The organism is Mycobacterium sp. (genome assembly GCF_032162105.1).
Classification (GTDB): domain Bacteria; phylum Actinomycetota; class Actinomycetes; order Mycobacteriales; family Mycobacteriaceae; genus Mycobacterium.
This window is the reverse complement of sequence record NZ_JAVRPS010000568.1, coordinates 1-11,828: the sequence shown is the minus strand read 5'-3', so window position 1 is coordinate 11,828 and position 11,828 is coordinate 1. Positions and strand designations below refer to the sequence as shown.

Sequence of the window (11,828 nt, the reverse complement as noted above, 5' to 3'; positions counted from 1 at the left end):
CCATCAAGGTGGCGGCGAGGGCTGAACCCAATGGAAAATCGCCCACACCAAGGAATTTGTCGCGGATGACGTTGCCGACCATCAGCGTCTTCCCGCCACCCAGGATGGCGGGAATCGTGTACTCCCCTGTCGCCGGGACACCAACCAGGAGTATCCCTGCGATCAACCCGGGAGCCGACAGTGGCACGACTACCCGCCGGAAGGCGTGGACACCGTGCAGACCGAGGTCGGCAGCAGCGTCTATGACCGCCGGGTCAATGCGCTCCAGTGCCACGTAGATCGGCAAGATCATCAACGGCAGATAGCTTGAGACCATGCCGATCACAATGGCGGTGCTGGTGTAGCGCAAGTCTTTTCCGACATCGACGACATGCACCGCGGCCAAGCATCTGGTGACCACCCCGTCGGGACCCAACAACGTCAGCCAGGCATAGTTGCGCACGACGAAGCTGATCCAGTACGGCACGATCACGGCCAGCAGCAGGATGTTCTGCATGCGAGCGGGCATCCGGGTCATACCCAGAGCGGCGGGGAAGCCGATCAGAACGCACAATGCCGTGGAGACCACGGAAAGGACCACCGAACGCAGCAGTGCTGAAGCATAGATCCCGGTGAAGACTGTCCGCCAATTCTCGGTCGTCCAGCCGAAGCTGATCTGGAAGGTCAAGATGTCCATCTGGCCGAAGCTGTAGAGCACCAGCAGCGCGAGCGGCGCGATGAAGAAGATCAGCGTGAACAACATCGGAGGCGTCGCCATCGCCCATCCCCTGAACCATCGAGGAACCCGCGCCTGCGACGTTTTGGTCTGCAGACGTGAACGAGTGGTGCCCGATGCGGACATCTCAGGCGGCCTTGATTTGTTCCCAGATCTGTGAGCGGAGTTTGACCGCATCGGCGCCCTTGAACTCGTAGAACTTGAGGTTCAGCGACGGGTCGTACTTGAGCGCGGGGTCGTTCTTGATGGCAGCGTCGATGAAGGGCTCGGCATCGGGCAGCAGGTAGGAGGCGCGTGTGGCGTTGATGAAGCCGCCATACACCTTCGGTTGCAGATGGAACTCCATGAACTTCGCCAGTTGCGACATGTGTTGTGTTCCAACGAGTGGCGCCCAGCCGTCGACGTAGGCTGGCAGGCCCTCAGATGGCGCCGACCATTTGATGGCCGCGTTGTCCGGCGCAACCGAGGCATAGCTGTAGTCATAGAACACGGCCAGCGCGGAGGAGCTGTCGGACAGACTCGCACCTTGATCCGTGGACAGGAACGCCTTCAGGTGTGGTTTGACGCTGATGATCAGATCCTTGGCCGCGTTGAGTTCTGATTCGTTGTCCGAGTTCACGTCGTGCCCCAATGCGAGAAGCGCGACGCCGAGGACATCTACGTCGTAGTTGGGGAAGATGACCTGACCGGAGTACTGCGGGATCATCTCGAACAGTTGCTTCCACGTCGTCGGAGGACTTTTCACCAGATCGGCGCGGTAACCGATCCCGACCTTGCCGAGATCGGTGGGCAGGCCGTAGGGGAAGATGTCACGGAAGTTCTGCGGGATCTTGGTGAGGCCGGGAACCAGCCCAGGGTCGAACTCCGCCAACAGGCCGCCGGCCTTCAACTGAGCCGCGTTCAACTCACCGAGCAGCGCGAAATCGAAAGTGCCCTTGTTCTGGGCGATCTGGGCCGAGATCGCCGACACACCGCCTTCTGCCTCGGCGGTCTCGACAACCTTCACTCCCGGGGTGGCGGCCGCAAACGCCGAGTACTCGTCCTTGCCGATCCAGTCGGGGTAGTTCAGGAATCGCAGGGTGGCCGATCCGTTCTCCGCGCTGCCGGATTCGCCAGCCGGCGAACTGCCGGTGCTCGATCCGCAGGCCGCAAGGGCTGCCACGCCAGCGAGGCCCAACCCCAGGCCCAGCACCGAGCGGCGCGAAAGCCTGTCCGAAGCGGCCAGGTCGAAGGGCGAGCGAGATGCACTCATCTGGGTTGGTTCCCCTGTCGGTGGAGGTGACGTCATCGCCCGTTACTTGTTGTCATGTTTCCAACAATGATTGACGTATTCACATCATTACCACCGTGGCGGCGGCGCACAAGTGCACCGACCAAACAGAAACAAAGGCCTTACCCGCGCGTAACACCGTTCACCGGCTCAGGACAGGTAGAGCTCAGGACGGCGATCCCCCCACATGTGGTTGACCTCGCTGAGCTGCCGGTCTCGCGAAGCAGCGAGATCCACCCAGGCAAGGACCATGCCTTCTGAGTCGGGCGTGGACAACACCCAGCCCTCCGGATCTACGACTGCGCTCGCGCCGGTCCAACGCTGGTCCCGCTCGATGCCGCAGCGATCGCACACGGCCAAGAAGACGTGACTGGCGCGCGCGGCCATCCGCGCGTTGAGAAGCTGGGGGGCCGATTCTCCATCGGGACGTTGCAACAGACCCCAGTTGGTGGGGACGAGCAGCAGATCGGCACCGCGAAGCGCGAGCGAGCGTGGCATCTCGGGGAACTCCAGGTCGTAGCACACCAGAACGCCCACCATCCCGTGCGCGGTCCGGATCACCGGGGCGGCCTCACGACCCGGTGTGAAGAACCGCTTTTCACGGTTCCACAGATGAATCTTGCGATAGACGGTCACCACACCCGTGGCGTCAAACATCACCGCGCTGTTGTAGACGTTCCCGTCCTGCCCCCGTTCGGCGATGCCGGCCACGAGCAACGCCCCGGAACCGGCCAAGGCGCGGCGCCAGACGTCCAGCCTTGCGTCATCCACCCCGAGCGCCATGTCCTGTAGCTCGTCTGCGCTGGCGAACATGTATCCGCTGGTGACCAGCTCAGGCAGAACGACGAATGATGCCCCCGCTTCCACAGCCTGGCGCACTGCCGACGCACTGCGCACGAGATTGCCCTCCAGATCCAACATCTGGGGATCCATCTGGACACATGCGACTCCGACCAGTGCGCCCCGAGGGTTCCGTCTCACCGCGCGCCGACGTCGCGCAGGCCATGGGTCACCCCGGCCGCCGCGCTGCACGCGAGCGCGGCCGCCTCGTCCACCCGCGGCGCGAATCGGAAGGAAGGCCCGGAGACACCGACTGCGGCCAGCACCTGGCCATCGCTATCGGACACCGGGGCTCCCACCGCCGTAAGCCCGATCTCGAATTCGTCCACCACGATCGCGTAACCCTGCTCCCGCACAAGTGCCACACGCTCGAGGAGAAGCTCGGTGGCGGCCGAGCCCTTCTGGTCGAGGAAGCGAAAATCTCTGCCGGAGTATCGCCGTCGCAGATCGACCTCTGTGAAGGAGGTCAGCAGAACCTGCCCCACTGCAGTCGCGTGCAGCGGCCAGTCGCTGCTGCGTGCCTGCACTGCATGGGATGACTCGAAGCTGAGCACCGTCAAGGCATTCGGCCCGCCGACGACCGCCAGGTAAACCGACTCCTCGATCTTGGCGAGCAGGCCCTTGAGGATTGGTTCGGCGACTGAGAGCAGTCGCCGGTCGCCGCTCAGGCCGGCCATTTCATACAGCTGCCACCCGAGCCGAAAGGCGCGGGTCCGCGCGTCCCGCTCGATCATCCCGTACTCGGCCAACACCTTCAGGCTGCGCGAGATCTGACTCTTGTCCTGACCCAACAGCTCGGCGACGCGAGTGACACCGAGGCCACCGGATCGCTGGGCTTCCGCATCGGCCAGGCACGTGAGGATGTCCAGACCCCGGCGAAGGCCGGTATCGCGATCTGACGAGGTGCGTAGGTCATCGTCCATCGCCACAAAGCTCCTTGGGTTTCGTTGACTCATAGTCGCCTCGGGTTGCCACTATCGCAACTGCAGCAGAAGTTACGCCGGCGAAACCCAGCAGAACGCAACCGTGTCTACTATCACAATTCTAGATGTCACTATTGCAATTAATGCGTGGAGCCGACGTAAATACAGCGGAGGATCATGACCTTCTCGATCATCGGGCGATGCGGACGAACCGGCCAGCTCGGCATCGCGACCACAACCTCCGACATCGCAATCGGTTCCCGAGTGCCTTGGATCCGTGCGCGAGTCGGAGCTGTGGTCACCCAGCACCGCACCGACCCGCGACTCGGTCCACGCATGCTCGAACTGATGGCCCTTGGTGCGTCCGCTCAGGAATCCGTTGACGGGACAAGGTCTTCCACCGTCCACGCGCAATGGCGCCAGCTCGCCGCCATTGGCACGACCGGACCGGCCTACGTGTGGACCGGCGATCGAGCTGATCGGACCGGTCTCGCCGAGATCGCGGCTTGCGACCATGCGGTGGCCGGCAACGTCCTCGCTACACCCGCGGTCGGACCGGCAGTCAGCGAGGCATTCACGGCCTCGCCCGACAACGCCCTGTCCCGACGGCTGCTCGAAGCTCTGGAGGCAGGACTGAGCGCCGGCGGCGAGGGGAATCCGCTGCGCTCGGCTGCGCTGCTGGTCTACGCCGAGAATCCCTTCCCCTTCATCGATCTGCGGGTCGACGAGCACAACCGGCCGCTGACCGAACTTCGGCGGCTGCACGAGCTGTATGAACCCGCAGCGCACGAGTATCGAAGCCGCGCCCTGAACCCTGACGCGGCAAGCGGATCGATCTCCGCATGAGCAATGATCTACCGTCCACCATGGAGCAACTCTCCGGACTACTCGACACACGCCTCGAGGCGATCATCGAGCAAACCGGAGTACTGGTCGAAATCGACAGTGGCTCACATGATCCCGACGGCGTCAACGCTGTCACGTCGGTGATCGGTGAGGCGCTGAGTCCACTCGGCTTCATCAGTCGCCACCGCCACATCGGACCGGACCGGGGTCAGCTGTTCACCTCCTCCCTACGGCTCGGCAGTGGCCCGAAGGTGCTCGTGCTGGGACATGCCGACACCGTCTGGCCGCGGGGAACCGCCGCGCAGTGGCCCTTCGCCAACGACGGCACCCGGTTGAGCGGACCCGGCGTCGGGGACATGAAGTGCGCCTTGTCAATGGCGGTGGAAGCGATCGCCGCCGCCATTGCCGTCGCACCGCAACACATAGGCGAGATCACCTATGCGCTTGTCCCGGACGAAGAACTCGGCAGTGTGGGCAGCCGGGCCGTGATCGAGGAGCTCGGACGAGCCGCGGATTTGTGCCTGACATTGGAGGCCGGCGCCGAAGGCGGCGGAACGATCACTTCCCGGGGTGCGGTCGGCGCCATGGTTGTTCGGTTCATCGGCCGGACATCGCATTCGACCGACCCCAGCGGGATCAGTGCCCTGAGTGCCGCGGCCAGACTCGTCACCGCAGTCGAGGCGCTCACGGACCGGGATGCTGGCCGTATCTGCGCGGTCGGCATCCTGAATGCCGGGACCGCACGGCAAGTGGTACCCGATCACGCCGAACTCCACATCGATCTGCGGGCCCCCGACACACAAGCGGGATGGCAATTGGCGCAACAGATCCGAGAGCTCGCGTGCATGGTGTCGCGCGGGCGGCCCGAGGTCGAGGTGCTCGGCGGTATCACCCGGCCCGCCATGGCCGCCGAGCGCTCCGCGCCCGTCTTCGCCATGGCCGTCGAGCTGGCTCACACCGCCGGTTGGACACCCTTCGGCGTCGCCGAGACGGGCGGGTCCGACGGCAGCTTCGTTGCCGGCCAGGGCACTCTCACGCTCGATGGTCTTGGACCGGTCGCGTTCGACGAGTGCAGCAGGCGCGAAGCCGTCGAGATCGCCAGCATCGTCCCCCGCACCGCACTGCTGGCCGGTCTCATCACCCAGGCCGGTGTGATCACACAGATGGAGCAAACGAGAACTCCCTTTCGGAGTTAACGCAGTCTTCACACCCGAGACTGGCCCGGCGGCGGCAGTCATGTCAGTATTGTTGCAGTTATCCCCACTAGAGTTGTCATAATCGCAACCTCGATGTTCCCTCCTCACTTCGCAGCCGACTCGGGCGCCGCTCATTTCTCGAGGTCAAGTCCGCCCTGCGCCATCCACTGAGGCGCCAGATCCAAGGAGCACCATGACGACCGAAAGCAATGCCAAGCGCCTGGCCACCCTCGATGCGCTCGCTCCGGCCTTCCGGGAACGTGCAGCGCAGTACGACTCCGAAGCGATCTTTCCCGAGGAGAATTTCGTCGACCTTGCCAATGCGGGACTCCTCTCGTTGACCGTTCCGGAGAAGTGGGGCGGGGACGGACTCTGGGGCGACGCCGGATACGTCGAGTACTACGAGGTTCTCGAGCACCTCGCCAGCATCGATCCCCCCACTGGTCAGCTACTGCAAGTGCACTCGCACGCCACGGGCATGCTCGCCCATGTCGCCACCGAGGAACAGGCCCACGAGTACCTGATCCCAATCGCGAAGGCCGGGCAGCGAGTCGCGTCCATCGGCAGCGAATCGGTGCCTGGCAAGACCAACAAGGGCAATTCCACCTCCGAACTGGTCCGCGGCGACAACGGCCGGTGGCGTCTGACTTGCGAGAAACACTTCGCGTCGGTCGGGCCGGGCGCGGACTACCTGATCATCTGGACGTCCGTCCCCGGTAATGAGGTTTACGACGCCCGCAGCGTGGCGATCCTGGTGCCCCGCGATATCCCCGAGATCGATTGGATCAACAACTGGGACACCATGGGTATGCGCTCCACAGTCAGCTGGGGACTGCGCATCAATGACTGGGAAGTGCCCGACTCGGCGGTGTTCGGCCACAGCGGCTGGTTCGAGAACAGCGACCCGCGAACGTTCACACTCGGGTTCGCCGCGAACCACATCGGTTCCGCCCGAGGCGCATTGGAGTTCGCCATCCAATGGGTGCAGGAACGTCCGCACCTGAGTTCCGATCACCTGATCCAGCATCGGCTGGGCATGATGTCGGCCTATGTGCAGGCCGCTCGCACATCACTATTCGCAGCCGCATGGGCGTGGGAGGAACACCCCGGCGCATCCGCCGAGCTGGCGTCGGTGCAGGCACTCGCGGTAGCCAAGGAGATCTCTCTACAGGTGACGCAACAGGCCTTCGACGTATGCGGTGCCCGGTCGATCTTCAAGAGCTACCAGCTCGAGCAGATCTTCCGCGACACGCGCACCTTCACCCTGCACTACCGCGTCGACGGTTACGTCAGGGACCTCGGCGCGTCTCTGATCGCCGGCAACTACGACCTGCGGGGAAATGGCGGCGTGGCACCCGCGCCCGCCATCGAAGCATGAGATCCAACGATCCCTCGCGAGATCAATCACCAGAAAATACCGGAGCATCATGAATCGCGACTTCGACACCATAGTCGTGGGTGTGGGCGGCATCGGCTCGGCCGCATGCTACTGGGCTGCCCGAGCCGGCGAACGCGTTCTCGGCCTGGAGCAGTTCAACCTGAATCACTCCAACGGCGCCTCCCAGGACCACTCCCGCATCATCCGGCTGGCCCAGTTCGAGGAGCCCTACGCAAGCCTTGCGCCCGGCGCCTACCGCGCCTGGCACAACGTCGAGAATGAGTCGGGGGTCCAGCTCGTGCTGAAAACCGGCGGTCTGATCATCGAAGATGTCACTGCGCGTGCCGGACTCGACACCGGAGACAGGAATATCGAAGGCTACGTCCGCGCATTCCGGGATCATGGTGTGGACTTCGAGCTGCTCACTGCGGACGCGGTGATGGCGCGTTGGCCGCAGTACACCCTCCGGGGCGACGAGATGGCCATCTTTCAAAAGGAATCCGGTCTCGTCGACGCCGCCAAGGGCGTCTCAGTGCACGTCGCGCTGGCTCGCGCACGGGGCGCGGTGATCAAGGAAGACAACCCCGTCCTGGCGCTGCGGTCAACCGCCCTCGGCGTGGAGGTGGTGACCGACGACGAGACCTACCTGGCCCGCCATGTGATCACCGCCGCCGACGGCTGGACCAATGAGATTCTGCCGCCCGAAGCGACACCGCTGCCCTATGTCGTCACCCAGGAGCAGGTCACCTACTACGCGACCCAGAATCTTGCCGACTTCGCTCCCAACAGATTCCCGGTGTTCATGTGGCACGGCGAAGACAACTTCTACGGATTTCCCGTCTACGGCGAGGTCGCCACAAAGTTGGGCCAGCATCTGGGCGGTCACCACGTCACCGCACGGTCACGCACATTCGTCGTCGATCCCGTCCGGATCGAAAGGCAGCGAAACTTCCTGACCGAACGCATCCCGGGATTCCTCGGACCGGAGCTCTACACCAAGACATGCCTGTACACCATTCCCCCGGACAACAACTTCGTGCTCGGTCCGCTGAAGTCCGATCCCCGCGTCTGCGTCTTCATCGGCGCCGGGCACGCATACAAGTTCGCCAGCCTGGTGGGCCAGATCCTCACCGATCTCGCACTGAAAGGGACGACTGCACAAAACATCACGGGTCTGGAGCCCGACCGACCGGCATTGACCGACCTCGATTTCAGCGCCCACTATCACCGATGAGAGCTGACGCCACCATGATGACCTCTCACCAGCCCGCTCCGGTGCCGGGCGTTCGTCCTGGGTGGGCGCTGCCGCGTGCCGCCTATCACGACCCAGCGATCTTCCGTCGGGAGCTCACCGACGTCTTCCACGGCGGATGGCTCCTTGCCGCCACCTCCGCACAGGTGGCGAATCTCGGCGACACCCTGACGTGGACCGTGGGACCAGAATCGGTGCTGCTTGTCCGCACCGCACAGGGCAACCTGTCCGCCATGCACAACACGTGCCGCCACCGCGGTTGCCGGATCAAGCCCGACGGGACAGACCACGGCCGAGCGTTGGTGTGCCCGTATCACAACTGGGCCTACCGGCTCGACGGGTCCTTCGTTGGTGCGCCCCACATGGGCGACGCGATCACGGCCGAACTGCAATCCGACCTCGGTCTTGCGCCGGTATCGGTACGCGAATTCGCGGGGCTGGTCTTCGTCTGTTTCGCCGAGAATCCGCCGCCGATCGAGCCCGCTTGCGATGCGATCACTGCGCAGGTCGCACGGTATCGCCCCGAGGCCACCCAGATCGTCTCCGCTCACCATTACGAGGTGGCCGCCAATTGGAAGGTGTTGGTGGAGAACAACCGCGAGTGTTATCACTGCTCGCCAAATCACCCTGAGTTCTGTCTGTCCAACTATGAACTCGGCATGTCCGGCGACAGCCGAACGAACAAGCGCTACGAGGCGGTAGCCGCGCAGCAGCGGAGTCGCTGGGAAGAACAAGGATTCCCTGTCGACGATGTGAGCTTCCCCGATGGTGACTTCTTCCGGGTCGCACGTCTTCCGCTCAAAGACGGCTTCCTGACCGAGTCCATGTCCGGCCGCCTGGTCGGACCGCTGCTCGGTGACCTGACCTCACCCGATGTCGGCAGCGTCCGAATAGTCACGTTGCCCAACAGCTGGATTCACGTGAACGCTGACTACGTGATGGCCACGCGGCTCACACCGATCGACGAGAACACCACCCACGTCGACGTCACGTTCCAGGTGCGAGAGGGAGCCCGTGCCGGCATCGACTACGAGATCGACGACGTCGCGGCAGTGTGGGTCGCCACCTCCGAACAGGACTGGGCACTGTGTGAGAACACTGCTGCCGGAATAGCTTCCTCTGGATATCGCCCCGGCCCACTCTCTCCCATCACCGAGATCTCGGTCATGGACTTCCACGCATGGTGGGCCCACAGACTCGGCCGCGTCTCGTGAGCGCCGCACGCACCGCCAGTGAGTTCGCGACGACATTCGAACTCACAGATCTGTCACAGTCGGCGCGGCGCCGCCTCGAGCTGGCCGTGCTCGATCTGGCGGCGGTCTGCCATGCCGGGCGACCGGCACCGGCGGCCCGCATTGCCGCCGACACGGCGCACACGATCTTCGGCCCCGGCCGTTCAACCGCCTGGCTTGACGGCCGGCAGCTGAGTCCGGCAGCCGCAGCCTGGGCCAACGGGGTGCTGGCCAATGTCTTGGACCTCGACGACGGGCACAGCCTGACCAAGGGGCATCCGGGCGCCGTCGTCATCCCCGCGGCGGTCGCGGTCGCCGAGCACGTGCAGGCGCCGGCGCACGAGGTGCTCGCCGCGATTGCCGTCGGCTACGAGGTTGCGGTGCGCGCCGCCATCGCCCAACATGACCGGTCGCCGCAGTACCACGGCAGCGGGTCTTGGGGTTCCGTGGGCGCCGCCGCGGCGGCCGCGCGATTGCTCGGTTCGGATGAGGCGGCATGTCGTCACGCGATCGGTCTCGCCGAGTACCACGCCCCGCTCGCACTGATCATGCGATCGGTGGCAGAGCCCGCCATGACCAAGGACGGCATCGGATGGGGAGCAATGGTCGGGGTCTCCACCGCATTTCTCGCGGCTTCCGGTTTCACCTCCACCACAGGGCAATTCGCTAGCCTGGAGCTCGCCGACTGGGATCGGCGCCGAGTGGTCGAGGAATTATACGTAAAGCCATTCCCCTGCTGTCGGTGGTCTCAGTCGGCGGTCGTAGCCGCCAAGACCATCACGGAAACAACGGAATTCGACCCGACGAAGATCATCTCCATCGAAATTCGTACCTTTGATGCCGCCGCAGCACTCGCGACCGTGCCGCCCACCAACACCGAGCAGGCTCAGTACAGCCTGGTGTGGCCGGTCGCCTGCCAACTGGGGTTGGGCCGGTACGGGGTGACAGAGGCATTGGGCGACTTCGACAACCCTGCCGCGAACCGGCTGTTGCCACTCATACGCGTCGTCGTGGATCCGGACCTCACGGCCGAGTTCCCGAGACGACGGCTGAGCTCAGTCGTGGTACGAACCGACGACGGTACCGAGTTGTCGTCGGGTATCACCGAACCCTGGGGAGAGAGCGACGACCCGCATTGGGAACACCGCACCCTGGACAAGGCGCGCCACCTGTTGGGACGGGTGCCGATATGGCCGACTGCGTTCACCTCGATCGGTCTTGAGGGCGTGTTGTCCACGAGCCTGCATTCGCCACCCACGACGACACGGGTGAAGGGCCGCGGGCAGTGAGATCGCCGACGGTTGGCTGCCGTTGTGGTGGGCTCCGGAGTGGTCAGTTGCCGACGTAGCCCTTGCCCAGGTTGACGACGTTGCAATAGGCGCCCGTGCCAGCGGCTTTGGGGGCATTGTTGCTGCGCGAGACGATCGTCCGCCCACCGATGGAGACCCGACACGTCACCGACCCCGGATCACCGCCGGGATGGATGCCGGTGAACGTCAGCGAAGGCGCGCTGCCGTTGTAGTCGTACGCCGCCGACCACGGCAGGCCCGCGACTTCGACAATGGGTTCGTCATTGGCTCCGAAGTACGACACCTGCACACCGTCACCGAACGTGCCGGTCAACTCGAACACGATTGGGGTCGACGCCAACGCCGTCCCCGAAGATGCCAGAAGCAGCCCCCCACCGAGCGCGACGACAGAGGCGGCCCTCCCCAGCTGACGTCCTACCGATTCAACGCCCATGCGGGAAGTACAGCACTGCGAGCAGGCCACCGTCAGGCGATCGACGTGACCCTTAGCGAGTCGCATGTTGCAGCGGGGCGCAACGCACGTCGAATCGTTCGCGCACGGTGTCAAGGGTGCGGCGCTGGTGCTCGCGTTCGCGGCGGTGCGTGCGCATGAACCGTGCCGTCGCGGCCAGGCGACGCGGCAACGGGTACCAGCGATCGAAGTCGAGCCCGCACTCGCTGAACGCCTTGGCCGGGACGCTGTCGGCGATCAGGCTGATGTTGTGCTGGGCGAGCGTCAATAGCGCATACGGGAATACCGTCTTCGACTTCGTCCGCAGATCCAGCATGTCGAGCTCATAAAGTGGGACGTCCTTGAGCTTGTCCAGGAAGAGCAAGTGAGTGAGGAAGTAGCCCATGTACGACGACAAATGCATTGTGGCAGAAAG

Annotated in this window: 11 protein-coding genes and 1 pseudogene; 6 read left to right on the top strand and 6 right to left on the bottom strand. The window is 64.2% G+C overall.

The genetic code is table 11. The annotated features are described in order from the left end of the window. The 4 genes from QOC69_RS29010 to QOC69_RS28995 all read right to left on the bottom strand — a co-directional run. Positions 1 to 739: ABC transporter permease (locus QOC69_RS29010; RefSeq protein WP_526445975.1), on the bottom strand; the 739-nt coding region annotated here is incomplete at its 3' end. 103 nt (positions 740 to 842) lie between these two features. Next, entirely contained in the window at positions 843 to 1,967 is a 1,125-nt protein-coding gene (locus tag QOC69_RS29005) for an ABC transporter substrate-binding protein (RefSeq protein ID WP_526445974.1), read from the bottom strand. A gap of 168 nt (positions 1,968 to 2,135) precedes the next feature. Then, a complete protein-coding gene (locus QOC69_RS29000; protein WP_526445973.1) occupies positions 2,136 to 2,966 on the bottom strand; it encodes a nitrilase-related carbon-nitrogen hydrolase in 831 nt (276 codons plus the stop codon). Beyond that, entirely contained in the window at positions 2,963 to 3,748 is a 786-nt protein-coding gene (locus QOC69_RS28995; RefSeq protein WP_526445972.1) for an IclR family transcriptional regulator, read from the bottom strand. The genes QOC69_RS29000 and QOC69_RS28995 overlap by 4 nt, the downstream gene beginning before the upstream one ends. Positions 3,749 to 3,925: 177 nt before the next feature. Here QOC69_RS28995 and QOC69_RS28990 point away from each other — a divergent pair, with 177 nt between their 5' ends. The 6 genes from QOC69_RS28990 to QOC69_RS28965 all read left to right on the top strand — a co-directional run bounded on the left by QOC69_RS28990 (position 3,926) and on the right by QOC69_RS28965 (position 10,941). Further along, entirely contained in the window at positions 3,926 to 4,594 is a 669-nt protein-coding gene (locus QOC69_RS28990; RefSeq protein WP_526445971.1) for a DUF1028 domain-containing protein, read from the top strand. After that, the gene (locus QOC69_RS28985) at positions 4,591 to 5,790 is read left to right on the top strand and encodes a M20/M25/M40 family metallo-hydrolase (protein ID WP_526445970.1); all 1,200 of its coding nucleotides are present in this window, start codon (positions 4,591 to 4,593) and stop codon (positions 5,788 to 5,790) included. The genes QOC69_RS28990 and QOC69_RS28985 overlap by 4 nt, the downstream gene beginning before the upstream one ends. Before the next feature lie 193 nt (positions 5,791 to 5,983). Then, positions 5,984 to 7,168 carry an acyl-CoA dehydrogenase family protein gene (locus QOC69_RS28980; protein WP_526445969.1) on the top strand — a complete coding sequence of 395 codons (1,185 nt, stop codon included), beginning with the start codon at positions 5,984 to 5,986 and terminating at the stop codon, positions 7,166 to 7,168. Positions 7,169 to 7,217: 49 nt separating this feature from the next. Then, positions 7,218 to 8,402: an N-methyl-L-tryptophan oxidase gene (solA, locus tag QOC69_RS28975; protein WP_526445968.1), complete on the top strand. Its 1,185-nt coding sequence runs from the start codon at positions 7,218 to 7,220 to the stop codon at positions 8,400 to 8,402. Further along, a complete protein-coding gene (locus QOC69_RS28970) occupies positions 8,399 to 9,634 on the top strand; it encodes an aromatic ring-hydroxylating oxygenase subunit alpha (protein ID WP_526445967.1) in 1,236 nt (411 codons plus the stop codon). The genes solA and QOC69_RS28970 overlap by 4 nt, the downstream gene beginning before the upstream one ends. Beyond that, the gene (locus QOC69_RS28965) at positions 9,631 to 10,941 is read left to right on the top strand and encodes an MmgE/PrpD family protein (protein WP_526445966.1); all 1,311 of its coding nucleotides are present in this window, start codon (positions 9,631 to 9,633) and stop codon (positions 10,939 to 10,941) included. Before QOC69_RS28970 ends, QOC69_RS28965 begins: the two co-directional genes overlap by 4 nt. Before the next feature lie 43 nt (positions 10,942 to 10,984). On the opposite strand, the gene QOC69_RS28960 is transcribed toward QOC69_RS28965, so the two are convergent. Both QOC69_RS28960 and QOC69_RS28955 read right to left on the bottom strand, forming a co-directional pair. Next, a complete protein-coding gene (locus QOC69_RS28960; protein ID WP_526445965.1) occupies positions 10,985 to 11,395 on the bottom strand; it encodes an MmpS family transport accessory protein in 411 nt (136 codons plus the stop codon). Positions 11,396 to 11,447: 52 nt separating this feature from the next. Beyond that, positions 11,448 to 11,828, bottom strand: a pseudogene (locus QOC69_RS28955) (potassium transporter); the annotation flags it as partial.

Excerpts from the sequence above, each read along its gene's own strand:
- QOC69_RS28970 (WP_526445967.1), top strand. The coding sequence starts at position 8,399 with ATGAGAGCTGACGCCACCATGATGACCTCTCACCAGCCCGCTCCGGTG.
- QOC69_RS28980 (WP_526445969.1), top strand. The coding sequence starts at position 5,984 with ATGACGACCGAAAGCAATGCCAAGCGCCTGGCCACCCTCGATGCGCTC.
- QOC69_RS28990 (WP_526445971.1), top strand. The coding sequence starts at position 3,926 with ATGACCTTCTCGATCATCGGGCGATGCGGACGAACCGGCCAGCTCGGC.
- solA (WP_526445968.1), top strand. The coding sequence starts at position 7,218 with ATGAATCGCGACTTCGACACCATAGTCGTGGGTGTGGGCGGCATCGGC.
- QOC69_RS28995 (WP_526445972.1), bottom strand. The coding sequence starts at position 3,748 with ATGGACGATGACCTACGCACCTCGTCAGATCGCGATACCGGCCTTCGC.
- QOC69_RS28960 (WP_526445965.1), bottom strand. The coding sequence starts at position 11,395 with ATGGGCGTTGAATCGGTAGGACGTCAGCTGGGGAGGGCCGCCTCTGTC.
- QOC69_RS29005 (WP_526445974.1), bottom strand. The coding sequence starts at position 1,967 with ATGAGTGCATCTCGCTCGCCCTTCGACCTGGCCGCTTCGGACAGGCTT.
- QOC69_RS28985 (WP_526445970.1), top strand. The coding sequence starts at position 4,591 with ATGAGCAATGATCTACCGTCCACCATGGAGCAACTCTCCGGACTACTC.